At 69.8% G+C, this 24,477-nt stretch carries 19 protein-coding genes and 1 pseudogene; 13 read left to right on the top strand and 7 right to left on the bottom strand.

What is annotated here, in order from left to right; all coding sequences use genetic code 11:
* Positions 1–24: 24 nt before the first annotated feature.
* From WME79_RS26165 to WME79_RS26185, 5 genes and pseudogenes are all read left to right on the top strand, one after another.
* Complete coding sequence (locus tag WME79_RS26165) at positions 25–684, top strand: carbonic anhydrase (protein WP_437520194.1); 660 nt, start codon at positions 25–27, stop codon at positions 682–684.
* Between the two features lie 410 nt (positions 685–1,094).
* The gene (locus WME79_RS26170; protein ID WP_437520197.1) at positions 1,095–2,282 is read left to right on the top strand and encodes a two-component system sensor histidine kinase NtrB; all 1,188 of its coding nucleotides are present in this window, start codon (positions 1,095–1,097) and stop codon (positions 2,280–2,282) included.
* Positions 2,279–3,685, top strand: a complete 1,407-nt coding sequence (locus WME79_RS26175; RefSeq protein ID WP_437520199.1) for a sigma-54-dependent transcriptional regulator — start codon at positions 2,279–2,281, stop codon at positions 3,683–3,685. The genes WME79_RS26170 and WME79_RS26175 overlap by 4 nt, the downstream gene beginning before the upstream one ends.
* Positions 3,686–4,022: 337 nt before the next feature.
* Positions 4,023–4,697, top strand: a pseudogene (locus WME79_RS26180) (response regulator); the annotation flags it as partial.
* 225 nt (positions 4,698–4,922) lie between these two features.
* Entirely contained in the window at positions 4,923–5,282 is a 360-nt protein-coding gene (locus tag WME79_RS26185; protein WP_437539956.1) for a roadblock/LC7 domain-containing protein, read from the top strand.
* Between the two features lie 21 nt (positions 5,283–5,303).
* Here the strand turns inward: WME79_RS26185 and WME79_RS26190 are convergent, their stop codons facing one another.
* Positions 5,304–6,530 carry a cytochrome P450 gene (locus WME79_RS26190; protein ID WP_437520201.1) on the bottom strand — a complete coding sequence of 409 codons (1,227 nt, stop codon included), beginning with the start codon at positions 6,528–6,530 and terminating at the stop codon, positions 5,304–5,306.
* Between the two features lie 631 nt (positions 6,531–7,161).
* Here WME79_RS26190 and WME79_RS26195 point away from each other — a divergent pair.
* The 4 genes from WME79_RS26195 to WME79_RS26210 all read left to right on the top strand — a co-directional run bounded on the left by WME79_RS26195 (position 7,162) and on the right by WME79_RS26210 (position 12,668).
* On the top strand, positions 7,162–8,352 hold the full coding sequence (locus WME79_RS26195) for a PAS domain S-box protein (protein WP_437520203.1): 1,191 nt from the start codon (positions 7,162–7,164) through the stop codon (positions 8,350–8,352).
* Positions 8,353–8,514: 162 nt separating this feature from the next.
* Positions 8,515–9,843: a cytochrome P450 gene (locus tag WME79_RS26200; protein ID WP_437520204.1), complete on the top strand. Its 1,329-nt coding sequence runs from the start codon at positions 8,515–8,517 to the stop codon at positions 9,841–9,843.
* Between the two features lie 120 nt (positions 9,844–9,963).
* Entirely contained in the window at positions 9,964–11,499 is a 1,536-nt protein-coding gene (locus WME79_RS26205) for a hypothetical protein (RefSeq protein WP_437520206.1), read from the top strand.
* Positions 11,487–12,668, top strand: a complete 1,182-nt coding sequence (locus WME79_RS26210; protein WP_437520207.1) for a hypothetical protein — start codon at positions 11,487–11,489, stop codon at positions 12,666–12,668. The genes WME79_RS26205 and WME79_RS26210 overlap by 13 nt, the downstream gene beginning before the upstream one ends.
* A gap of 52 nt (positions 12,669–12,720) precedes the next feature.
* Here the strand turns inward: WME79_RS26210 and WME79_RS26215 are convergent, their stop codons facing one another.
* From WME79_RS26215 to cysK, 6 genes are all read right to left on the bottom strand, one after another.
* Positions 12,721–13,644, bottom strand: coding sequence for a hypothetical protein (locus tag WME79_RS26215; protein WP_437520209.1), 924 nt, complete (start codon positions 13,642–13,644; stop codon positions 12,721–12,723).
* A gap of 397 nt (positions 13,645–14,041) precedes the next feature.
* Complete coding sequence (locus WME79_RS26220; protein ID WP_437520211.1) at positions 14,042–14,752, bottom strand: HPP family protein; 711 nt, start codon at positions 14,750–14,752, stop codon at positions 14,042–14,044.
* 273 nt (positions 14,753–15,025) lie between these two features.
* Complete coding sequence (locus tag WME79_RS26225; protein ID WP_437520213.1) at positions 15,026–15,742, bottom strand: SDR family NAD(P)-dependent oxidoreductase; 717 nt, start codon at positions 15,740–15,742, stop codon at positions 15,026–15,028.
* A gap of 129 nt (positions 15,743–15,871) precedes the next feature.
* The gene (locus tag WME79_RS26230) at positions 15,872–16,294 is read right to left on the bottom strand and encodes a hypothetical protein (protein ID WP_437520215.1); all 423 of its coding nucleotides are present in this window, start codon (positions 16,292–16,294) and stop codon (positions 15,872–15,874) included.
* A 107-nt stretch (positions 16,295–16,401) separates the two neighbouring features.
* Positions 16,402–17,376 (bottom strand): serine O-acetyltransferase EpsC, encoded by a 975-nt coding sequence (epsC, locus tag WME79_RS26235; protein WP_437520216.1) that lies wholly within the window; start codon positions 17,374–17,376, stop codon positions 16,402–16,404.
* On the bottom strand, positions 17,373–18,362 hold the full coding sequence (gene cysK, locus WME79_RS26240) for a cysteine synthase A (RefSeq protein WP_437520218.1): 990 nt from the start codon (positions 18,360–18,362) through the stop codon (positions 17,373–17,375). Before cysK ends, epsC begins: the two co-directional genes overlap by 4 nt.
* Before the next feature lie 518 nt (positions 18,363–18,880).
* Here cysK and WME79_RS26245 point away from each other — a divergent pair.
* From WME79_RS26245 to WME79_RS26260, 4 genes are all read left to right on the top strand, one after another.
* Positions 18,881–19,789, top strand: coding sequence for a family 2A encapsulin nanocompartment shell protein (locus WME79_RS26245; protein WP_437520220.1), 909 nt, complete (start codon positions 18,881–18,883; stop codon positions 19,787–19,789).
* The gene (locus tag WME79_RS26250) at positions 19,776–21,950 is read left to right on the top strand and encodes a family 2A encapsulin nanocompartment cargo protein cysteine desulfurase (RefSeq protein ID WP_437520221.1); all 2,175 of its coding nucleotides are present in this window, start codon (positions 19,776–19,778) and stop codon (positions 21,948–21,950) included. Before WME79_RS26245 ends, WME79_RS26250 begins: the two co-directional genes overlap by 14 nt.
* 215 nt (positions 21,951–22,165) lie before the next feature.
* A complete protein-coding gene (locus WME79_RS26255; protein WP_272093559.1) occupies positions 22,166–22,480 on the top strand; it encodes a rhodanese-like domain-containing protein in 315 nt (104 codons plus the stop codon).
* Positions 22,481–22,553: 73 nt separating this feature from the next.
* Positions 22,554–24,425 carry a DUF885 domain-containing protein gene (locus tag WME79_RS26260; protein ID WP_437520223.1) on the top strand — a complete coding sequence of 624 codons (1,872 nt, stop codon included), beginning with the start codon at positions 22,554–22,556 and terminating at the stop codon, positions 24,423–24,425.
* Positions 24,426–24,477: the final 52 nt, after the last annotated feature.

Raw genomic sequence — 24,477 nt, forward strand, 5'->3', positions numbered from 1 at the left:
GGTCCCCCACCGTGGCCGGTCAGCATGGGACTCAGCAACGCTCCGCCCGCCTTTCCCGTCGTTCCGGCCGATCAGGCGCTGGAACGCCTGATCGAGGGCAACCGGCGCTTCGTGGACAATATCCGCGGCGAGCACGTCGTGATGGGACCGCGGGCGCGGGCCGCGCTCGTCGAGGGGCAGCAGCCCTTCGCCATCATCCTCAGCTGCTCGGACTCGCGGGCGCCGTCGGAGCTCATCTTCGACCAGGGGCTCGGGGACCTGTTCGTCATCCGGGTCGCGGGCAACGTGGTGGCGCCCTCGCTCGTGGGCAGCGTGGAGTTCGCCGCCGCCGCCTTCGGGACCCGCCTTGCGGTGGTGATGGGCCACTCGCGTTGCGGCGCCATCGAGGCCACGCTGAGCGAGCTGCTCGACGAGGACCACGGCGGCCCCCTCACCGACAACATCCGCGATATCGTCGAGCGCTGCCGAGCTCCCGTCGAGACGGTGGTGAGCGCCGCCGGCCGCGACGCCGACAGAAACTTTCTCCTGCGCGAGGCGGTGCGCGCCAACGTGCGCAACTCGTGCGATCACCTCCGGCACGGCAGCCGGCTGCTCGAGCGCCTGTGCGCCGAGGAAGGCATGCTGATCGTGGGCGCCGAGTACGCCCTCGAGACCGGCAAGGTGACGTTCCTCTCGCGCGCGTGACGAGCCGGCGCGCCTCGTCGCTGCACGCCAGTCGGCGCGCCGGCGCATGAGACGAGTCGCTGTGCACGGATCGACGCATGAGGCGAGGGCGAGCGCATCTGCCCCGCCCTCGTCTGGCGACGTGGGAGGCCTTCGCACCGCGACCGTTCCGGGTGCTCCAGGGCACATCACACGAGCGGCCCATCGCCTGGAGCAGCGGTAAATCAAGCGTTCCGTCGATGTTGCAGGCCATCGTCCAAGCGAGCTCGGCCGAGAGCGCATAAGCGCCGCGGACATAAGCACACAAGCCCGCCGGGTTGTTCACTCTTTTCAAGCCCTGAACGGAGGCGTAACATGGACTCTCCAACATCGACGAGGGCGGTCCCAGCGAGTCCGTCCGCAGGAATCTGAACGTGCAGGAGGGGGCTCTGATGCACTTCACCGAACGTGCCTGCGTATCACCGCCTGAGCACCCGGACGCGACGCCGCGGGAGATAACGGTCGACTCGGGGATGGCCGTGCTGAACGCGCTCATGAAAGGCGCGATGTCGGGTCAGCCGGCCAACTACGTCCACGGGTACAGGGTCGGAGTCGAAGACATCCCTGCCCCGATCCTCGGGCTGGACGACGCGGAGCTCGTGATGGTGGCGAACGAGAGGGCGCGGGAGCTGCTCCGGCTCGGGCCGTACGGCTGGGAAGGGCAGCCCGCCCAGGCGGTGCTGAACTTCAGCTGCAGCCTCCGCGAAGAGCTCAGCAACCGCGACGGAGGCGTTCACACCTACAGCCTCGATCTCTGGAACGAGCACGGCACTCCCCGGCCGACCACGCTGACCGTCCGGCGCCTGTCGGGGCGCGGCCCGCTCCGGTACCTGTGCCTGATATCGCCGGCCGACGGCGCCGGCGCCACGGGCGGACCGTCGAGCGACCAGCTCGCCGCGATGGGCCAGATGATCGCCGGCTTCGCGCACGAGGTCCGCAATCCGCTCGCGGCGCTGAAGTCCATCGTCGAGGATCTCTCGGCAGAGCCCGCGGCGGAGGAGCCGTGGGGCCGGGACATCTCGCGCCTCAGCGGCCTCATTGCCCGCATCGAGCGGCTCGTGCGCAGCTCGCTCCGCCTCGTGCAGCCCGAGCGGCCCATCCGCAAGGAGCACGACGCGTGCCTCCTCGTGGCGAGCGCCCTGGAGCTGCTCGGCGCCCGCCTGCGCACGACGCCCGGCGGGCCGATCCGGGTCTCGTGCGACGCCAAGGCCCCCACCGTCGTCATCGATGAGCACCAGATGGTGCAAGTGCTGGTCATCATGCTCGAGAACGCGATCGAGGCCGCCGGCAGCGCGGATCAGGTCCGGGTCCGCATCTACGATGGACCGGCCGAGGACGGCGAGCCATCGAGCGGCCGCGGCGGGCGGTTGTTCGTCGACATCGAGGACGATGGCCCGGGGATACCACACGACATCCTGAGCCAGATCTTCAACCCCTTCTTCACGCGCAAGGCCAGAGGGACCGGGCTCGGCCTCTCGATCGCCCTCAAGCTGCTCCGCGAGAACCAGGGGAGGGTCCGGGTCCGGTCGACGGTGGGGCGCGGCAGCGTCTTCTCCATCGAGCTGCCGGGGACTGGATGACGCGGCTCCTCGTCGTCGATGACGACGATGACGTGCGACACGCGATCTCCCGGGCGCTGGAGAAGCAGGCGAGCGGGATGTTCATGGCGGCGACGGCGCGCGAGGCGCTCGCCATCGCGACGCAAGCGACCGTCGACGTCGTCGTCCTCGACCTCGGGCTGCCGGACGCGGACGGCGTCGCCGTCCTGACCGCGCTCCTCGGCGTCGATCCGAGCTGTCGCGTCGTTGTCCTGACGGGCCGCGACGACGCGCGCGCGGCCGTGGGCGCGCTGCGCGCGGGCGCCGCCGATTACCTGGTCAAGCCCTTCGAGCGGGAGGAGCTCTTGCGTGCGGTCGCCCGCGCTGGCGAGGAGTCAGCGCTGCGCCGCGAGGTGCAGCAGGCGAGGCAGGCCATCCAGGACCGAGGCCTCGTGGGGGCCTCCCCGGCATGGACTCGCGTGCTCGACGAGCTCCACCTCCTGGCCGAGCGCTCGCGCGCCTCGGTGTTGATCACGGGGGAGTCGGGCACCGGAAAGGAGCTCGTCGCGCGCCTCCTTCACGCGTCGAGCCCGCGCTCCGCCGGCCCCTTCGTGACCGTCAACGCGGCCTGCCTCCCGGCGCAGATCCTCGAATCCGAGCTCTTCGGCCACGAGGCCGGGGCGTTCACCGACGCGCGCTCGTCGCGGCAGGGGCTGTTCGAGCTGGCCCACCGCGGGACGCTGTTCCTGGACGAGATCGGCGAATTCCCCCTCGAGCTCCAGCCGAAGCTCCTGCGCGTCCTCGAGGGCCACCCGTTCCGCAGGGTCGGCGGGCAACGGGAGCTCCTGACCGACGTGCGCGTCGTCTCGGCGACGAACCGCGACCTGCAAGCGATGGTGGCGGCGGGGACGTTCCGGGAGGATCTCTATTTCCGCCTCGGCGTGTTCCAGCTGTCGCTGCCGCCGCTCCGGCACCGCACAGGCGACGTCCGCAGGCTGGTCGTGCACTGGATAGCGGCGCTCGGGGCCGAGATGGGGCTTCGCGCGACGACGATCGCGCCGCGCGCGGTCGCGCAGCTGGAGCTCTACGGCTGGCCCGGCAATGTCCGCGAGCTCCGGAACGTCATCGAGCGCGCGCTCGTGCTCGCGCGCGGCGGCGTCATCGACATCGAGCACCTGCCACCGGAGATCGGCGCCACCGCGCCCGCGCCCCTTGCGCCGTCCGCGGCCGACGTCGCGCCGCTCCCTCCTGCCGCCGTGGCGCCCGCGGCCGACACCACCCTGTCGCTCGAAGGGGCCGTCCGTCGTCACATCCTGGCGGTCTATGCCGCGCACAGCGGCAACGTCACGCGCACCGCCGGCGCCCTCGGCATCACCCGCGTCTGCCTGCGGCGACACCTGCGACTCTACCTCACGGATCAGGAACGGACCGCGGCGAGCACCTGAGCCCACCGCGCGGGTGGCTCGGCGCTGTCCCAGCGACATCCGCGTCGCGCGGCGGCGCGCGCGCTCGCGCCGCGGTGGTCCGCGACGGCTGGCATGATCCGCGATTGACCGGCTGGTCCGCGATTGACCGGCTGGTCCGCGATTGACCGGCTGGTCCACGCCGAGCCGGTACGTGCGTGACCGCCGGTCACGGTCGGCCCGCTGCGGATCCGTGATTCTTCGCGAATACCGCGCCTCGGCATGGAGGCGGCGCGCGGCACGGCGCCTGCTTGACCTGTCCGACGAGAGTGCACGCGCAAGCCATCCGACGGAGTCCGAAGCGATGAGCGACGAATCGATGGACAACGCGAAGCTGCGCATCATCCTCGTCGATGACGAGGAGGCGCTCGTCTGGTCGCTGTCCAACCGCATCGTCAAGCAGCGACCCGGCTATGCGGTGGAGTCGGTGACGGACGGCCACGCCGCGCTCCGGCTCTTCGAGTCGGGGCCGGTCGATCTGCTGATCACCGACATCTGCATGCAGGGGATGCACGGGCTCGAGCTCATCATGGCCGCGCGCAAGCTCCTGCCGGCGCTGCCGGTGATCGTCATGACGGCCTATCCGACCGCCGATATCCGCCAGGAGGTCGCGATGCGGGGCTCGATCGAGTACCTCGAGAAGCCGTTCGAGTTCGAGCGCTTCCTTCGGAGCGTCGATGAGGTGCTGGAGCGGAAGCGGGTCGGCTTCTCCGGGGCCATCTCCGTCCAGACGCTCCCCGACATCGTGCAGCTCTACGCCCTGTCCAACGCGACCGGCGTGCTCCGGGTCCGCCACCGGACGGGCGAGGGCCGGATCTGGTTCGAGCGCGGGAGGATCGTCCACGCGTCGACCTCCACGGCGACCGGCGTCGACGCCTTCTACCAGGTCATGCTCTGGAGCGGGGGCGAGTTCACCATGCAGCTCGGGCTGAAGGCGCCCGAGCAGACGATCCACGCCAGCTGGACCGAGCTCATCATGGAGAGCTGCCGGCTCATCGATGAGCGCCGGCGCACGCTGGAGTCCTCGACCGGACCGGCCTCCAAGGCCGGGTGGAGCCTCGCCACCATGTCTGGCGCGAGCGCACAGGAGGGACATTCGGCCACGGGCCCGCCGACGATGCGCGTCGGAGCGGCGCCGCCCGCGAGCCCTAGCAGCGGCGATCATTTGATTCTCGACATGATCTGGGATGACGAGACCTTACCAAAGCAGGAGGAATCCATGGACGTCAAGCAATGCCTCAGCAGGTTGAACAGCATCGATGGCTTTATCGGCGCAGCGCTCGTCGACTCCGAGAGCGGGATGCTGCTCGGCCAGGAGGGCGGCGGCTCGCTCAACCTCGAGATCGCCGGCGCGAGCAACACCGAGGTGGTGAGGGCCAAGCGCAAGGCGATCCGCAACCTCAACCTGAAGGAAGAGATCGAGGACATCCTGATCTCGCTCTCCAAGCAATATCACCTGATAAGGCCGCTGCGGAGCAAGCAATCGCTCTTCTTCTACGTGGCCCTCGACCGCAACCGAGCCAACCTAGCGATGGCCAGGATCACGCTGGCGGAGATCGAGAAAGATCTCACGCTCTAGCGGCTCAAGCGCTCTCGAAGTTCAGGGGTTGGCGCGCCTCCGGCGCAGCACGAGCGGGAGCGACTCGAACCCGAGCGGCATCATCGCCCGCGTCTGCCGCAGCGGAGGCGCCTCCCCGGGCGTGATGGACTCATAGCAGTCGAGGAGCGCGTTCAGGGCGATACGCGCCTCCATTCGCGCAAGCGACGCGCCGATGCAGAAATGGATCCCCTGCCCGAACGCCAGGTGCTCCACCGGAGGCCGGTCGAGCCGGAACGCGTCCGGCTCCTCGAAGACCGCCGGATCCCGGTTCGCCGCGCCGAACACGACGTCGACCAGGTGCCCGGCCGGTATCATCACGCCGCTCACGTCCACCGGCCGCGTGGCGACACGCAAGAGGCGCTGCACCGGGCTCGAATGGCGCAGCGTCTCCTCGATGATCGGCGCCACCAAGCTCCGGTCCTGCCGCGCGCGCCGGTAGAGCTCGGGCCGCTCGGACAGGAGGTGCGCCATGTTGCCGATGAGGTTCGTCGTGGTGTCGTTGCCGGCCACGAGCAGGCCGACGCAGAAGCCGACCGCCTCGGGTGTGTCGAGGCGCGCGCCGTCGATCTCGGCCTCGACGAGCGCCGAGATGAGATCGCCTGACGGCGCGCGCCGTCGCGCCGCGAGCTCGGCCGCGAAGAAGTCGACCATCACCTTGCCGCGGCTCGCGCGCTCCTCGGCCGGTATACCGCTGTAGGACACCACGGACTCGGACCAGCTCCGAAATTGCGCATAACGCTCCGCCGGGATGCCGAGCAGGGTGGCGATCACCATCATCGGCAGGGGCATCGCGTAGGCGCCCATGAGGTCTGACGGCCCGTCGCCCGTCGCTTCGAGCAGCGAGGCGGCGAGGCGGCCAATCCACGGCTCGAGCTCTGCGATGCGCCGCGGCGTGAACGCTCGGCTGACGAGCCTGCGGAGGTGGGTGTGCCGTGGCGGATCGTCGTGCAGCAGCGTGATCCGCGGCAGGACACGGATCTTGTCGGTGACGTTCGACGAGAACGTCTGGGGATCCCGCAGCGCGGCGAGCACCTCCGCGTGGCGCAGGAGCGCGTAGGCACGGATTGGCTCGCCGAGGCCCGCCGCGCCGCCTGCGGGCACGCGCGCATAGAGCACCGGAGATCGCCCTCGCAGCGCGCGGTATGCGGGGTAAGGATCGGCTATCACCGAAGGCGCGGAGAGGTCGATCTGCTCGGGCGAGGGGCTCGGGGCGGTCTCGGTTTCCATCTCAAGCTCACAGCGGCGCAGCCGCTCTACCGGACAGGACATCCAAGCGGTTCGTGGAAGTCAAGTCCTTTCCCCTGGCGGGACGACAGCATAGGTGACCCCGTGGAACGCCGGGCGGCGTCCGTTCGATCACCGTCATGAGGTACGATCGCGGGACAGCCACCGGACGGCATCGTCGAGCGAGCAATGATCGCGAGCCCCTGGAAAATACGCGGAGCTCCTACGATGTCGCCGGCGCCCTCACGGCGTGGCGGCCGACATGAGGAGCTCGATCTTCGCATCTCGTCTGAACCCCCTTACCTCGCGGCGTTTCCGGGCCGAACGGATTGAACAGCATCCTGGACGCCGACCACGATCACGCATCGGGAATGGCCTTAGCGCGAGTTCCGGATCTACCCGGCCTCAGGTGGAGATGTGCGGCTTGTAATCTCGCAATGCAAGCTGGAACCCTCGCTGCGATCGAAGCGTTTGCGCATCTCCGAGCGCTCGTCATCGCTCTCGTGGGTCCCGAGAGGGGTGAGTCTGCTGATGCCGATTCTTGGTCAATGACATGCGCGATCCACGGCCCCTACGAACGAGGTGAGCACCGGTAGGAGGCCTGAATCGGGCTTGGGGGAGGGCAACATTCGTCATGACACAGCATTACACGAGTTCACGCGACACATGGGAGGCAGCCTATCTATACTCTCCCGAGGCGCTGTTCGTAGCGAACGTCGACGGCACGCTGTCGCACTGGAGCGAGTCATTCGGCCACACGGTCGGGCACGCGGCCACGCCGGGGACGGCGTTCCTCCAGCTCTTCCACGACGAAGATCGCGAGGCGGCCCGGGCGAAGTGGTCCGGGCTTCTGGAGGCGACCGGGGCCGTCGAGCTCCGCGGGCGGGTGATGACGGCCGGGAACGTGTATGCGTCCTTCTCCTGCGTGCTGCGCAGGGCGCCGCACGGCCAGGCGGTGTACGGTTCGCTGCACGCGACGTCCGGCGCCGACGATCACCCCGGCGCTGACTCCGGGAAGAGAGAGACCGCGGACATGCTCCGCGCCCTCTCCGACAACCTCCCCGTCATCGTCTGGTCGTGCGATGCGGAGGGGGTCATCACCCGCCACGACGGGAAGGGGCTGGCCGGGCTCGGCCTCAAGCGGGGGCAGCTCGTCGGGACGAACCTCTTCGACGTCTATGCCAACGCTCCGGAAGGCACGGACCACGTGAGGCGGGCGCTCCGCGGGTCTCCCATCCATTCGATGAGCCACGTCCCCACCAACAATTCGTTCTGGGAGAACTGGATGGTGCCGATCCAGAGCCCGCTCGGGAACGTCGAGTCCGTGATCGGGCTCTCGCTCGATGTCTCCGAGGCGAAGAGAGCGGAAGAGGAGCTCCGACTACGGCTGTTGCAGATCCAGAAGCAGCAGGAGGTCATCGGCAAGCTCTCGACGCCCATCATCCAGGTCTGGGACGGGGTGGTCGCGCTGCCCATGGTCGGCGTCGTCGACAGCGTGAGGACCGCCGACGTCATGCAGAACTTGCTCGACGAGATCGTCCGCACCAACGCGCGGTATGCCATCCTGGATCTCACGGGCGTCGAGATGGTGGACACGCAGGTCGCGAACCATCTGATCAAGCTCGTGAACGCCATCCGGCTCCTCGGCGCGGGCGGGATCATCTGCGGCATCAGGCCGTCGGTCGCGCAGACGATCGTCGAGCTGGGCCTCGATCTGAACAGCATGGTGACGCGGTCGAACCTGCGGGCTGGAATCATGTTCTGCATCAACCAGATGCGTCAGGTCGCGACGACGGCGGCGACGAACGGGGCGTCGGGCCGCTGACCCGCGGCCCCTCCCCTTGCGCTTGCGCGGCCCGCGCGGCGCTGGCGTTCGGCATCGTCAATCCGGGAAGCACCCCAAGCACCTCCGGCGGCGTGCGGCCGAGTTCGTGAGGACGACGAGACAGGCGCCGCAACCGCGGTCGCAGCGAGAACGAGGTTTGTCATGCTCTCCCTGGGTCGAACGGACCGAGGCACGATCCCCACCGCGGCCGGCGAGCTGCCGTTCGTCGGTCATCTGCCCTTCCTCCACCGAGACGCCATCGGCCTACTGCGCAGCAGCAGCAGCGCGCTGGGTCCGCTCTTCTGGGTCAACTTCGGGTTCGCGCACCGTAGGCTCTTCTATGTCGGAGCCGACGCCCTCGATCTCCTGCGCATGCCCGAAATGGTCATGGATTATCCGAAGAACCTCGAGAAGATCGTGGGCCGCTCGATGGCTGCGCAGGATGGGCCGCTGCATCGACACATGCGGTCTGCCATCAACCCATCGTTCTCCCCGCGTGGCTTCGCCAAGGAGGCCTCCGCCACCATCGCCTCCGTGCTCACATCGAGGATCGACGCCTGGCTCCAACAAGAGAGCTTCGCCATCCACGCCGCCATGCGGGACTTGGCCCTCGAGATCATCCTTCGCATCTGCGGCGTTCCGACAGCGGAGCTGCGCGCCTGGAACCGTGCGTATCACGAGCTACTCTTAAGTGTTTATCCGATCCCGGGCCGTCTACCGGGCTTGCCCGCGTACCGTTCGGCTCGGGCGCGCGCCTGGATCGATGACCGTTTGCGGGAGCTCCTCGCGCTCGCTCGCGGGGGCGGCGCGGCAGGCTCTCTCCTCGAGATGCTCTCGAACGCTCGGGACGACGAGGGCGAGCCCCTGTCCGATCAGGAGATCATCGACAACGTTCGCGCCATATTGCTCGCCGGCCACGAGACCAGCGCCTCGATCCTGGCCTGGATCATCATCGTCCTGTCGCGTGAGAGCGAGCTGTGGAGCGCGCTCTGCGAGGAGCACACCGCCGCGCCGGACGCATCTGTTCCCATGTCTGCGAGAGAGGCGCAGCGTTTCCCCGTCGCCCACGCCATCTTCCGGGAAGTCTTGCGGCTGTATGCGCCAGGCTGGTTCATCTTTCGCACGGTCACCGACGCGATCACGCTGCACGGTAGGCGCATACCTCGAAGTACACCGCTGGCCTTCAGCCCCACCTATTTCGGTTATGATCCCACGCTCTTCCCGGACCCCGACCGCTTCGATCTAAGCCGCTGGAGAGATCGCACGAGCCCACCGGGGCCGCTGGAGCTGGCCGCGTTCGGCGGGGGACCGCACTTCTGTCTTGGATACAACGTCGCTTGCATCGAGGCGCTCCAGCTGCAGTTCATCCTCGTCCGGGCGTTGCGCAGCGCCGGGCTCGTTCCACACTTGGAGGGAGTGTCACCGAAGCACGTGTACCTCCCGCTGGGGCATCCGACAGCGGCGACACGGGTCGCCTTTCGCCCGTGCTGACGGGCAGAGCTCGAGCGCGCCAACGCATCGAGCCATCGACCACGATTTCCGACGGGACGACGCTGCTCACCATCAACACGGTCGCCGGCGGCAGCCGGCCCTCACTGGGTGGATCAGCACATGAATACCTCGCCGCATTCGAGTCCTTCCGATCGCGCTCTGGCCGGGCTTCGCGAGCTCGTGGCGGAGCTCGGGCGAGGCGGAGGTCTCGTCAGTCCGTCGGTGTACGACACCGCCACCGTGCTGATGTTCGATGTCTTTCCCGATGCCAGGGCGAGCATCGTCCCCTGGCTCCTCGAGCAGCAGCGGTCGGACGCGGGCTGGGGGCTGCCCTCGGTGCCGCGCGCGCGCGATCTCCCGACGCTGGCGTCGATCGTGGCCCTCCATCCCTACCGCGAGCTCATGCCGCAGGTACGCCGCGCCTGTGAGGGGGGCCTGGAGTTCCTGCGCAACCAGGCAGCTCATTGGGGGACGTCCTTGCCGGACGACATCCCTGTCGGGCTGGAGCTGCTCATGCCCAGGCTCCTCGACCGGGCCTCCTCGCTCGGCCTCGGCGTCGATTGGGGCCCGTACAGGGCGCTCATCGCGCTCGGCGAGCGGCGCCGGGCCTTGATCGGTAAGGCCCGGCCGGCGGCCGGCAGCGCGGCGTCGCACTCGTGGGAGGGCTGGGGCAGCGGCCCCTCGCCTGACCTCCTCGACGCGAGCGGCGGCGTCGGGCACAGCCCTGCGGCCACGGCGGCCTGGCTTCACGCATCCCGGGACAAGGTCGGCCTCGCAGGCGCACGAGCCGCGGCGCGCGAGTACCTGCTTCGAGCGAGCGACGCGACCGAGGTCGGAATTCCCGGCATCGTCCCCACGGTGTGGCCCATCCACCGGTTCGAGCAGGCCTGGGTCCTGTATGCGCTGCGGGTCCTCGATCTCCTTGACCATCCCCGGCTGGGCGACGTCGCGCGGCCGCAGCTGCTCGATCTCAGCGCTGCGCTTCGCCCCGAGGGCATCGGCATGAGCGACGCGTTCACGCAGGATGGCGACATCACCTCGACGGCCATAGCCACCTTGGGAGAGCTCGGGGCGCCTCGCGCCATCGAGACGCTGCGGCGCTTCGAGCGAGGCGGGATGTTCATCACGTACACGCACGAGCTGCAGCCCTCGCTCACGACCAACGCACACGCGATCCACGCCCTCGCGTCCCGCGGGGAGAAGGCGTCGAAGCCAGCGCGGTACCTCCTCGAGCGCCAGCAGCCGGACGGGCGGTGGGTTGGCGACAAATGGCACAGCTCCTGGCTTTACACGACCAGCCAGGTCATCCTGGCCCTCTCGCACGAGGGGCAGCTGCCCGCTGTGAAGCGCGGCATGGAGGCGCTGCTGCGCGCCCAGCGCGGCGACGGCGGCTGGGGAGCCGGCGGCGCGCCCACCGCGGCAGAGACGGCGTACGCCGTGCTCGCGCTCCGCGCCGCGCGAAGGAACCGAGAGCTCGAATCGATGGCGCGGGGCGCCTGGCGACGGGGGAGCGACTGGCTGATGTCGAACCACGACATCGGCGCCGGCCAGGAAGAGCTCCGCTGGATCGGCAAGGAGCTGTATTGCCCGGCGCGGGTGGACCGCGCGTGGGTCCTCGGCGCGCTCCTCGTGTCGCAACCGTCATGGGAAAGCTAGACGATCTGATGGAGAGGACGTGGCAGAGCCATGTCTTTGGTGACTCCTACCCGACCGCCGTCGACCGTCGCGCGCTCTCCGAGCGGATGCGCGCCGTCCACGCGTGTTTTCTCGAGAGGTTTCGCCCGATCGTCCAGGACGCCTTACCCGAGCTCGATCCGGAGCACATCGAGCATATCGTGCGCCAGATCGGCCCCAAGGCGACCGCGTTCTGCGCCGCGATCGCGATCGAAATCGAGGATGTCGAGCGTCTCGCCGAAGTCTCCATCGTATTTGGACTCCTGTTCCTGTTCGATGGCCTGATGGATGACGGGGACCTGGCGATGGTGGTCGCAACGCACCGGTTCATCGAGGTTCACGCGCCGCGCCTGCTCGTTTCTGCGTCGAACGACACGAAGCAGCTGGCGTCCGCCGTCCTCCGGAGCGAGCTTGACGCGGCCAGGGCGCCGCGCCCCGATCCTGCCATCGTCGCGGCGCGCGCCCGACCGCTGGCGGAGGTGGCGCGCCTGCTGCGTCGCCTGAGCTCTCCGGAGGACGCGGGCGCGCTGATCGAGTCGCCTGTCGCCGGCTTTCTGAGCCATGGCTCCGCCATGCGGCAGCTCAGCCAGCGTTATCTCGAGCGCGAAGAGGGTGCGTTCTGGGACGACCACGCCGACGACTTCGTCGCGCATGCGATCGGGAGCATACAGACGGCCGGGACGGTCGCTGTCGTCTACAGCCTCTACCGGAGCGAGAGCCCCGAGCTCCCCACGATCGGACAGGTGCTGGCCGCCCCGGCGGTCAGGCGCGTGTGCGAGCGATTCGCCGACGCTGCTTCGCGCATCTTCGACGACGTGGGAGATCAGGACGTCGATCGACGCTCAGGCCCCCGGGGCCGGTTCGATCTCAACCTCTTCAACCATCCGAACCGAGGGCTCGTCGACGCGCTCATGCGGTTCGTCGGCGTCGATGACGAGGACGTCATCGCGGCGACGCTGCGCGACCTCGCCGCCGACGACAGCGCCGGGGATGGCCGCGTCGTCGCGCGATTTGTCGACATCGTGCGCGGCGGCGTGGCGAGGTTGCCGGCGGCGTGCTGGCGCGACGCTGGCGTGTTCCTGATGCTCCTCAAGAGGATCATCGAGTCGGGATACGTGAACACGCTGGGCGACGCTGCGCTCGCGGAGTGACGCCGCGGCGCCGGGCGCGCCGCCCGGCGGAGCGTTGCTGCCCAGGGGGCGCTCAGGAGAACGCCTTCGCCATCGCGGCGATGCGCTCGGCGCCGGCGGGGCTGAGCTCGCCGAGCGCGCGGACGAAGTTCGGGTGGGTCATGCCCGAGCCGAGGAACGTCCAGCGGTAGGAGCGCTGCTGCGCCTCGAAGATCTCGGCCTTCTCGGCCTCGGCGAGGGGGCGGCCGGCGGCGCGCTCCAGGGCCTGGATGTCGAGCTTGGCCTGCGCGGCGAGGCCGCCGTCGAGCATCGTGCCGATGGATACGTAGTCGTCGAAGGCCTGGGCGATGCCCTCCGGCCCGGCCTCGCGGGCGAGCTTGGCGACGAGCAGCGTGTCGAGCTTGGCGTGCTGCGCCTCCTCCATCCAGTGGTGGCGGAGCAGGCTCGAGAACTGCGGGTCGAGGCCCTCGGCGTCACCCTCCTTGACGCTGTCGAGGTAGTGGCGCTGCGTCATCCACTCGAGGTGCAGGGTCACCATCGCGACGCCGAGCGCGCCGTGCTTCAGGATCGCCGCCGCGACGTCCTTCGCGGGGCCGATCGCCCCGCACTCCGCGCCGAAGCCGCGCGCGAACTCCGCAGAGAACCGGCGGAAGAGGTGGATATGCTTCGCCTCCTCGTCGGCGAACGTGACGAGCGCGCGCACCTCGACCGCGTCGGCGCCGTGGACCGCGGTGCGCGCCTGATCGAGCACGAACGGCAGGATGAACTCCTCCACGAAGCCGAAGAGGTAAAGATAGCTGTTGCCGCGGATCTGGTTGAGCAGGAGCTTCTCTCGCGCGCTCAGACAGCGGATCGACGCCGTGCCCGCGAGCGACTCGGGCAGGAAGGGCTTCGAGAAGTCGAGCTGCTTGTCACCGCCGATGATGTCCTCGACGCGCCAGGTGATCTTGTGCGAATCCGCCAGGGTCGCCTCATAGGTGTAGCTGTGCGTGAGCATGATCCTCCCTTTCCTGGTTGAGCCGCTCGACGTCGCGCGACGCGAAGCAGGACGAGAGCACACGAGCGCTCGCCGGACGTCAAGGCGCGCCGGCGTCGACGCGCGCGCTCCCGTCAACCGCATCTCGTTCCACCGGCGCGCTCGCGGGAGGCGGGAGCGGAGACGGACGCGGCGATCGCACATTCGCCCTCATTCCCCCGCGCCCCATGACCAGTGGGAGAATCACCCCACCCTGCCGGGATGATGGAACCGCCAAGGACGCCAAGGACGCCAAGTTTTTTGAGGTCTTCTTGCGTCCTTGGCGGCTTGGCGGTTCACACGACGCCATCGTCAGCCAAAGTACCCGACCACCGAGTGTTTGATCCTGGCGCCGCCCGGCGACGGGAGGCCCTTGGATCTAAGGGGGAGGCGGCGGCGGCGGATCCTGCTCCGGGCGCGCCTGCCGCGGGGCCCACAGCGGGTAGTCGACGCCGGCGAGGCGATTGATGAGGATGGCCTGAAGCGTGAGCAGGACGACCCCGCCGAGGAGCACAAGGAGCATCGGCGGCTGGGACAGGATGCCGAGCGAGACGATGAGCGTCGTCGCGCCCGCGGGAGGGTGTGGCGCGCGGGCGAGCACCATGAGGCCGGCCGTGAGCCCCAGCGAGAGCGCCGCGGCGATGGCGCGCGGGAGGGTCACGCCGGTCGCGGTCGCCGGACCTGCGTGCGTGAGCCCGGTGATGAGCAGGCTCATGTACGCGACAGCGATGCCGATGCTGTGCCCAAGGATGGTGGTGCGCGGCGCGGCGGACGCCGCCGTTGGAGTGTAAAAGAACAGGAATGCTGTTGGCCCGAGCGACGGAAAGACGAAGGGCGACTTCGTCACCACGGCGAGGGTTGCCATCAGGCCGATGCTCACGAACCCGTTCACGCAGCTGAAGACCGCGAGCACCGGTATCTTGGAGTAGCGCTGGAGGAGCCACGGGAGCCTGAGGCGCGTGAAGATGCCGCGCACCACGTCCGTCATCTCGCCGCCGAGCGGGTGCCGCGGCGAGATCGGGCCGTAACCGCGCCCGTTTCCCCACGGCTCCGCCGCCGCGGGGGTCGATTGCCTGTCTCTCTCTGTCATCCTTCGTTCCTTGCGAGCGGGCCGCGCCTGGGCGCGCCCGCTTCCGCGGCTGCACGCGCGGCGACGGGCGCCACGGCCAGCTCACCACGATTCTACCCCGGGCTCCGCGAGATGGATCGGGGATCTCGCCCGACGCGCTCGGGCCCGCCTGGCAGCGCGCCTGCGCGCGGAGCCCGCGACCGATGGCGCGGCCTGTCGAGCGATCGACACGACCCCTTCTCGCTCGAGACGACCATCACACGCTGGTCGGTGACCGCGCCCCTCAGGGCAGGGTCAGAACTTCTCCACCGACGGGCGCACGTCGATCTCGAGCGTCCAGGCGCTCGGCGCCTGGGCGTGCAGCTGGAAGTAGGTCTCTGCCAACGCCTCCGGCGACAGCAGGGTGTCGGCCTTCCTCCCGGGCACCATCGCGCGCACCCGCGGGGTGTCGATCAGCCCGTCGATGACGACGTGCGCCACGTGGATGCCGCGCGGGCCGAACTCGCGCGCGAGCGACTGGGCGACGGCGCGCAGGCCGAATTTGCCGACGGCGAGGGCCGCGAAGCGGGCTCCGCCGCGGAGCGAGGCGGTGGCGCCCGTGAAGAGGATCGTCCCTCGGCCGCGCTCGAGCATGCCGGGCAGCGCCGCCTGCGCGCTCACGAAACCGCCGAGGCAGCTGATCTTCCAGTCGTCCTCGAGCTCTCGCGGCGTGAGCTCCAGCGCGCCGGCCACGCGGAAGGCGCTGGCGTTGTAGATCAGCACCTCCACCGGCCCGAGCGACTCCTCCACGCGCGCGAAGGCCGCCCTGACGGCGGCCGCGTCGGTGGCGTCCCCCGGGACGCTCAAGGCGCGCCCTCCGGCTCCCTCGATCTCGCGCTGCACGGCCTCACACGCGGCGGCCGTCCGGGCCATGAGGCCGACGGAGAACCCCTCGCGCGCGAAGCGCCTCGACACCGCGGCCCCGAGTCCGGGGCCGACGCCGACGACGACCGCTGCCTTGTTCGAGCTCATGAACGCACACCCTCCCGCCGGCCCTCGCGCCGGCGAACCGCGGCAGCGTAGCCCGTCCTGGCCCGCGCGAACGACACATGCCGGCCGAGCTCGTCCCCGGCTCGCTCCGCAGGTCAGCCCCCAGGAGAGCTACGGGCTCCCCGGCGCATCCCTCCACTGCCGCACGAAGAACGGCCACGCGTCGTGGAGGTACAGGCCGAAGGGGATCCACCAGACGAGATCATTCGTCAAGCAGAGCACGGCGGACCGAGGCGGCCACTGCCCGGTGACGAGCAGCCCCACGAGGCCGATCGGCCCGAGCACCTTGCCGAGCAGACCGACGCCCGCAAGGAGGAACCCGCGCTCGGGCGCGCGCGCGACCTCCGCGTAGAGGATGGCGTACACCCCGACGACCATCCCCAGACAGGCGAAGATCGGCGGGTGATTGAGGGGTTCCATGCCCGCGAAGCGAAAGAGCCATTGCGGGTCGGCGGCGGCGTAGAGCCCCCAGCAGGCGTTGTAGAGGGCAGCCAGCGCGAAGACGGCGCGGTGCAGGCGGCGGCGGGGGATCATCGCGGGGCGGCCTCGGCGGACGCCCGGCGCTCATACACCGCGTCGACGCCGGGGACGAGCCGGATCTCGCCTGCGCCGAGCGCGCCGTCACGACGCGCTCGGACCCGTCAGATGCCGCCGCCGTCCTCGAAGACGTCGCTCCGCACCTGGGCCTGGCTGATACGGCTGTTCGGCGGGACGCTGCGCGTGAGCCACACGTTGCCGCCGATGCTCGATCCGCGGCCGATGGTGATGCGCCCGAGGATCGTCGCGCCGGCATACACGACCACCTGGTCCTCGACGATGGGGTGGCGGTCGATCCCCTTGATGGGGTTCCCGCTCGCGTCGCGCGGGAAGCTCTTCGCGCCGAGCGTGACGCCCTGGTACAGGCGCACGCGCTCGCCGATACGGCACGTCTCCCCGATGACGACGCCCGTCCCGTGATCGATGAAGAAGCTCGCCCCGATCTCGGCGCCGGGGTGGATGTCGATGCCGGTGTCGGCGTGCGCGATCTCGGCGAGGATGCGCGGGATGAGCGGTACGCCGAGCGTGTAGAGCAGGTGCGCGATCCGGTGGTGCATGATCGCCGTGATGCCCGGATAGCAGAACACCGCCTCGTCGATGCTCGTCGCGGCCGGGTCGCCCTCGAACGCCGCGCGCACGTCGGTCTCGAGCAGCTCCTGCACCGCGGGGAGGCCGGCAGCGAAGTCGCGCACGATCTCGGCCGCGCGGCCCTCGCGGCGGGCGGCCTCGCGGGCGTCGAGCTCCCTCGGGAAGCCAAGGCCCCTCCGGACCTGCTCGTGGAGCGCGAGCAGCGCCGCGTCGAGCGTGTGGCCGACGAAGTAGTCGGTCCCCTCCTCGGTGAGATCCGCGGGCCCGAAGTGCGCCGGGAAGAACACCGCGCGCAGATCGCGCGCGATGCCGACGAGCACCTCGCGCGACGGCAGCGCCTGCCGCCCGAGCTTCTTGCGCGCGCCGTCGATCCCCCGGCCGGCGGCGCGCAGCTCCGCCACCACCGAGCCGAGCGCCCAGGACGCGCCGGACACGGCGGGCGCGGCGGGCGCGGCGGGCGCGCGATAAACCCCGTGATCGGCCTCGCTCATGTCGCGAGCCCCTTCTCGTCGAAGAGCCCCTCGAAGAGGGCCGTGCTCAGGTAGCGCTCGCCCGAGTCGGGGAGGATGACCACGATCGTCTTGCCCTCGCTCTCCTTGCGCTTCGCGATCCGCGCCGCGACCGCCACCGCCGCGCCGGACGAGATCCCCGAGAGGATGCCCTCCTCGCGCGTCAGCCGCCGCGCATAGGCGATCGCCTCCTCGTTGGTCACCTGCTCGATCTCATCGACGATCGACAGATCGAGCACGTCGGGCACGAAGCCCGCGCCGATCCCCTGGATCTTGTGCGGCCCCGGCTTGAGCGGCTCACCTGCGCGCGTCTGCGTGAGCACCGGGCTGTGCGTGGGCTCGACCGCGACGGAGGTGATCGCCTTGCCCTTCTGGTTCTTGATGAAGCGCGAAACGCCCGTGATCGTGCCGCCGGTCCCGACGCCGGACACGAGGATATCGACCTTCCCGGCCGTGTCGTCCCAGATCTCCGGGCCCGTCGTCCGCTCGTGGATCGCGGCGTTCGCCGGGTTCTTGAACTGCTGCAGGAGCACGTACCGGCTCGGGTTCGACGCGACGATCTCCTCCGCCTTCGCGATGGCGCCGCTCATCCCCCTCGCCCCCTCGGTGAGCACCAGCTTCGCGCCGTAGCCCACGAGGAGCTTGCGGCGCTCGATGCTCATCGTCTCGGGCATGGTCAGCGTGAGCGGATAGCCGCGCGCCGCCGCGACGAAGGCCAGCGCGATCCCCGTGTTGCCGCTCGTCGGCTCGACGATCTCCTTCCCCGGACCGAGGAGCCCCCGCTTCTCGGCGTCCCACACGAGCGCCGCGCCGAGGCGGCACTTCACGGAATACGCCGGATTGCGTCCCTCGATCTTCGCGAGCACGAGCGCGCTCGCGCCGTCGACGACGCGACGGAGGCGCACGAGCGGCGTGCGGCCGATGGATTCTGCGTTGTCTTCGAACCAGCCGCGTGTGACGTTCGACATGGGGCCCCTGGGGTGCGACGGAATGCCGCAGCGCCCTCGAGGTCGGAGGACGTCGAGCGGGCAGCGCACGCCGCGCTTGATTACCAACGGATGTTCCTCTAACATAACGGACGAAATCCGCCAAGCACTTTGTGCCCGCCGATGCCGTCGCCGCTCACGGGTCGGTGGCGCGCCGGTGGCTCGAGGCTGTCACTCCATCGCCTGGCTTCTGTCCTCAACACCGCAACGCCGCCGCGACGATGCCGCAACGCTGCCGCAACACCCTTGGGCCTTGACCTCAACAGAGGTCCCCCAGCGTCACCATCCACCACGGCGCGCGCGGTTGTACTCCACGATCATGGAAAACCATCCGTTTTAGAGGAGTCCAGCATGGTGGAAAACACATCTGCTTTACAGGAGGAAAGCGTCCTGGGCATCATGAGCGCCATTGCGCCAACCCGAGTAGAAGTTGTAGTAATGGCCCAGCTTTGGCGGAGATAATCCCCCCCACACGCCAGAGATCGAGGAAGAGCCCTGCCATGACAAACCATGAGAGCCATTTGCTTGGCGAGCGCGCCGCAAGGCAACACGCCAACACGAGCAAGACTCCGCCCCAGTGGGCCGGAGCCACCCCGCGCTGGCTCGTACAGCTGCTCCCCTGGACACCCGTCGAAGCAGGCGTGTACCGCCTCAACCGGGTCGCCAGCAACGATTTCGCGGTCGATTGCAGCCCGGATGACGCGGCCGAGCTGCCCGTGGCGCGCATCCACTATGAGGAGCAGCCGCGCGAGTACGTGCTCAACACGGTGACCACGACGATCCAGGTGCACACCCGGATCTCCGACCTGTTCCGCAGCCCCATGGATCAGGTGAAGGAGCAGCTCACCGTCCTCGTCGAGAAGCTCAAGGAAAAGCAAGAAGACGAGCTGATCAACAACGGCAACTACGGCCTGCTCAACAGCGTGCATGAGAGCATGCGGATCAAGCCGCGCGGCGCTGGCCCCACGCCGGACGATCTCGATGAGCTGATCGCGAAGGTGTGGAAGGAGCCCGCCTTCTTCCTCGCGCACCCGCGGGCCATCGCGGCGTTCGGTCGCGAATGTACGAAGCGCGGTGTTCCGCCGCCGACGGTGACCCTGTTTGGCTCGCCGTTCCTCACGTGGCGCGGCCTCCCGCTCATCCCCACCGACAAGCTGCACCTCGCGGGCAACAAGACCGATATCCTGCTGGTCCGCACCGGCGAGAAGAAGCGCGGTGTCGTGGGCCTGTTCCAGCCGGGGATCCCGGGCGAGGTGAGCCCGAGCCTGTCGATTCGCTTCATGGGCATCAACCAGCTCGGGGCTGCCTCGTACCTCGCGTCCCTGTACTGCTCGGCGGCCGTTCTGACCGAAGATGCGCTCGGCGTGCTCGAGGGCGTCCAGGTGGACAGCTACTATGAGTACAAGTGAGATCCTGACAGCGGATCTCCAGGGTGCTCTGCCGCAGGTAACTCGCGCCGTAGGGAGCTCTGGGATCGCGCCCTCGAACGTGCCGCTCTCGGCGCCGGGCGGCGTCGCGCCCGCGTCCGCGCCCGACGTCCCGGGCTTCGACCCCGCCTCCCTGGCCGCGGTGATCGCGCAGCTCGCGAACGAGATGCTCGGCGCGCCGTTGAAGCAGGGGGCGGCGGCGCAGGCTGCGCCGGTGCCTGGCGCGGCGCCGTCGCAGTCACCCATCCCGCACCTGGCGGCGGCTGGCGCGTCGCCGTCGCCGGTTCCTGGGCCGTCCGCGGCGGCGGCCCCGGTATACCCCGGGTCGGCCCCCGCCTATTCTGGCTCGGTACCCGCCTATTCCGGCTCGGTACCCCCTTATTCCGGCGCGGCGCTGCCGGCTCCCGGCTCGGTCCTCACGTCTTCCGGCGCGGCGCCTACCTCCCCCGGCGAGGCGTCGCTGCCCGGCATTTCGCCGTCGCTGTCGCCCTCCCCGCCCGTGCAGGCGCCTGGCGCGACGCCACCGGCTGCTGCGGGGCCGTCCGCGGCGGCGGCCCCCGTCTACCCCGGGTCAGCCCCCGCCTCTTCCGCCGCGGCGCCCCCGGCTCCCGGCTCGGTCCCCGCTTATTCCGGCGCGACGCCCGCCTTCCCCGGCGAGCTGTCGCTGCCGGACTCGGCGGTGCACGCCGGGTTCGTCCGCGTTCCGCTCGTGGGCTCCGATCCGCTGAGCCTGGGAGCGGCCGACGAGGTGCTCCGCATCCCGGTGCTGGGCGATCTCGCGAACCGCGACGCCGACCCCTACTTCGTGCCCGGCGCGCCAGCGCTGGGCATCGAGTCGCCCGTCGGCCCTCCCCAGGTCGAAGCGCACGAGATCAGCGCCGTGGATCCGGCGCTGGTCCGCGGCGTGAGCGGCTCCGCCGGCATCCTGGACCCCCACGCGATCCGCCGCGACTTCCCCATCCTCGAGGAGCGGGTCCACAACAAGCGGCTCGTCTGGCTCGACAACGCGGCGACGACCCAGAAGCCCCGGGCCGTCATCGATCGGCTCTCGTACTTCTACGAGCACGAGAACTCGAACATCCACCGCGCGGCGCACGCGCTCGCGGCCCGCGCGACGGACGCGTACGAGGCGGCGCGCGAGGCGACCCGCCGCTTCATCAACGCCCCGTCCACGCGCGAGATCGTGTTCGTGCGCGGCACCACCGAGGGGATCAACCTGATCGCCCAGAGCTGGGGCCGGAGGAACGTGGGCCCGGGCGACGAGATCGTCATCACGTGGCTCGAGCACCACGCCAACATCGTGCCGTGGCAGCAGCTCTGCTCCGAGAAGGGTGCCAGGCTCCGCGTCGCTCCTGTGGACGACCGGGGCCAGGTGATCCTCGAGGAGTACGAGAAGCTGCTCGGCCCGCGGACGCGCCTGGTCTCGATCACGCAGGTGTCGAACGCGCTCGGCACCATCACGCCCGCCCGCGAGATGGTGGCGATGGCGCACCGGCACGGCGCGCGCGTGGTCGTGGACGGCGCGCAAGCGGTGTCCCACATGCGCGCGGACGTGCAGCTCCTCGACTGCGACTTCTACGTGTTCTCGGGCCACAAGGTGTTCGGTCCCACGGGCATCGGCGCTGTCTTCGGCAAGAGCGAGGTGCTCGACGCGATGCCGCCCTGGCAGGGCGGCGGCAACATGATCGCGGACGTCACCTTCGAGCGGACGATCTACCATCCGCCGCCCGCGCGCTTCGAGGCCGGCACCGGCAACATCGCGGACGCGGTCGGCCTCGGGGCCGCGCTCGACTACGTGACGCGGATCGGGATCGAGAACATCAGCCGCTACGAGCACGAGCTGCTCCACTACGCCACCCACGCCCTCGCGACCGTCCCCGGGTTGCGGCTCATCGGCACCGCGGCCGACAAGGCGGGCGTGCTCTCCTTCGTCCTCGATGGGCAACGCACCGAGGACGTGGGCGGGGCGCTCGACCGGGAGGGCATCGCGGTGCGCTCCGGCCACCACTGCGCGCAGCCGATCCTGCGCCGCTTCGGCCTGGAGAGCACCGTGCGCGCGTCGCTCGCCCCCTACAACACGTGCGAGGACATCGACGCGCTGGTTGACGCGCTGCATCGGATCCAGATCGGGAGGTCGCGCTGACCTGGCCGCCCGGCGGCTGTCCGCTGAGACGGATCCGCTGAGACGGATCCGCTGAGACGGACACCGCTGGCCTCTGTCAGCCGCCCTCGCCGCTCAACCCCCTGGTTGGATCTTCGAAACAGGCTGAACACACGGGATTTCGAAGGTTTTCGTCTCGACGGCGAACTTGTGTCCCCCGGGTTGCCACCGTCGCACGCGTCCGTTATAATGGACGCATGATCCAGACGATATCGCCCAGGGACGCGGACGAGCTGATCAAGAGCGGGGAGGTGGACGTTGTGGATGTGCGTGAGCCACGCGAGTGGTCGGTCGGACACGTCCCGCACGCGCGGCTGGTGCCCCTCGATCAACTGAGAGCGGATCCGCAGCGGGCCCTGCCGCGCGATCGGGTGGTGTTCGTGTGCGCGAAGGGCGCCCGCAGCCTCACGGCGGCGAAGCTCGCCGAGCGCCTCGGGTTCAATCAGCTCTACAACCTGGATGGCGGTACGAGCGGCTGGGTGAAAGCGGGGCTCCCGCTCGAGCACAGCTGAGCTGGGCTCACGCCGTCTGCATTTGCCCCGCGTTGCCGTTGGCGCGCGGCGACGGCGTCGCAAGGTGTGCGGTATGGCCCTGCGCGCGCTCCGCACCTTCGTCCTCGTTCCCCTGTTCGCCGCTGCGTGCGCCCGCGGCGCCCCGCCTCCGACCGCCGCGCCGGCTCCCCTGCCCTCGCCGGCGCCCTCGGCGGCCGAGAGCACGGCGCCCGCCGCGCGCTCGGCACCTGCAGCGGCCCGGCGACTCCCGGCCTGGGTCGAGCGCAGCAACGAGCACGCGAAGATCCTGCTCGACGTGCTCGCCCGGTTCTCGCCGGAGCGCGCCGGCTATCTGGGGATCGAGCGCGCGGACCGGCAGATCGCGGACCTCTCGCCCGGGGTCGAGGCGCAGAAACGCACGGCCTACCGCGCGGCCATCGTGGAGCTCCAGAAGCGACGAGAAACCGAGAAGGACCCGGCGGTCGCCGAGGATCTGCAGATCTTGCTGGACGCCGCGGCCCGGGCCGTGCGGGGCTCGGAGCTCGAGGAGAAGTACAGCGTCACGTACGTGCATGTCACGGGGCTCGTGTTCGAGGGGATCTCGAACCTGCTGGACGACCGGGTACCACCGGCGCGGCGGGCGGCGGCCCGCACGCGCCTGCGGCGCTATGCCGGCATGGAGGCGGGCTACGTGCCCATCGCCGAGCAGGCCCTGGCGAGGCTCCGCGAGGACCTCGGGAAGCCCGGATTGCTCGCCCCGCCCAGGATGGAGATCGAGCGGCACCTCGCCACGAATGCCCGCGTGCGGGAGGGCATCGGTGAGCTCTTCAGGAAATACGGCATCAGCGGCCATGACGAGCCGCTCGCGGCGCTGAATCGCCAGCTCGAGGCGTACGACGCGGCGCTGCGCGGCGAGGTGCTCCCCCGGGCGCGGACCGACTTCGCGTTGCCGCGGCCGCTCTATGCGTTCGCGCTCGAGTCGCATGGGGTCGATCTGCCGCCCACCGAGCTTGCGCCCCTGGCCCACGCCGCCTTCGAGGATCTGACGGCGCAGATGCAGGAGCTCTCGAGCTCGGTCGCCAGGGCGCGAAAGCTGCCAGAAGCGGATTACCGCGATGTGATCCGCGCCCTGAAGAAAGAGCAGCTGGTGGGCGAGGCCATCTTGCCGCATTACAAGGCGCGGCTGGCCCAGATAGAGGACATCATCAGGAAAGAGCGCCTCGTCACGCTGCCCGAGCGGCCTGCGCGCATCCGGCTCGGCACCGCCGCCGAGAGCGCCGAGTCGCCAGCGCCCCACATGCGGCCGCCGCGGCTGCTCGGCAACCAGGGGGAAGAGGGGGAGTTCGTGTTGCCGCTCAGCCTCCCGAGCCCCCCCGGCGCCGCGGACGGGCTGCAGAAGATCGACGACTTCACCCATGCAGCGGCGTCGTGGACGCTCACCGCGCACGAGGCGCGCCCCGGGCATGAGCTCCAGTTCGCCTCGCTCGTCGAGCGCGGCGTCTCGATCGCCCGGGTGGTCTTCGCGATGAACAGCGCCAACACCGAGGGGTGGGGGCTGTACTCCGAGGCCCTGGTGTTCCCGTTCATGCCGCCCGACGGTCAGCTCGTCTCGCTGCAATACCGCCTGCTGCGGGCCGCGCGCGCCTTCCTGGACCCGGAGCTCCAGGCCGGCAAGATCACGCCTGCGGCCGCGCGCGCCTTCCTGGAGCAGGAAGTGGTGCTGTCGGCGCCGTTCGCTCAGTCCGAGGTGGAGCGCTACACGTTCCGCGCGCCGGGACAGGCGACGTCGTATTTCTACGGGTTCACCCGGCTGATGGAGCTCCGGGCAGAGGTCGAGTCCATGATGGGCCCTCGCTTCGATGCGCAGCGATTTCATGATTTCGTGCTCGCCCAGGGGATCCTGCCGCCGAAGCTGCTGCGCAAGGCCGTGTTCGAGCGATTCGTCGAGGCTGAGCCGGCGCGCTGAGCGAGGAGGAGCGAGCGAAAGCGGTCTCGATCCAGCCCGGGGTCCCCTTGCG

The organism is Sorangium sp. So ce726 (assembly GCF_051521405.1).
Classification (GTDB): Bacteria; Myxococcota_A; Polyangia; order Polyangiales; family Polyangiaceae; genus Sorangium.